The sequence below is a fragment of the Escherichia sp. 93.1518 genome (assembly GCF_013368915.2).
In the GTDB taxonomy this organism is placed as follows: Bacteria; Pseudomonadota; Gammaproteobacteria; order Enterobacterales; family Enterobacteriaceae; genus Escherichia; species Escherichia ruysiae.
Genome location: NZ_JABWMT020000135.1, coordinates 1 through 244, shown reverse-complemented (window position 1 = coordinate 244; position 244 = coordinate 1). Strand labels below are relative to the sequence as shown.

General features: G+C 52.0%; 2 protein-coding genes. Both read left to right on the top strand.

Annotated features, from left to right (window positions below; genetic code table 11):
• On the top strand, positions 1 to 146 hold a 146-nt coding region (locus HEN21_RS23675; protein ID WP_171000889.1), incomplete at its 5' end, for an Ig-like domain-containing protein.
• Between the two features lie 15 nt (positions 147 to 161).
• Positions 162 to 244, top strand: an 83-nt coding sequence (locus tag HEN21_RS23670) for a phage minor tail protein domain-containing protein (protein ID WP_214078064.1), incomplete at its 3' end; no start/stop codon positions are given.

Below are 244 nucleotides of genomic sequence, written 5' to 3'. Positions count from 1 at the left end.
CTGCGGATAAAACAAAAGCCACCGTGTCGGTCAGTGGTATGACCATCACCGTGAACGGCGTTGCTGCAGGCAAGGTCAACATTCCGGTTGTATCCGGTAATGGTGAGTTTGCTGCGGTTGCAGAAATCACCGTCACCGCCAGCTAATCCGGAGAGTCAGCGATGTTCCTGAAAACCGAATCATTTGAATATAACGGCGTGACCGTCACGCTTTCTGAACTGTCAGCCCTGCAGCGTATTGAGCA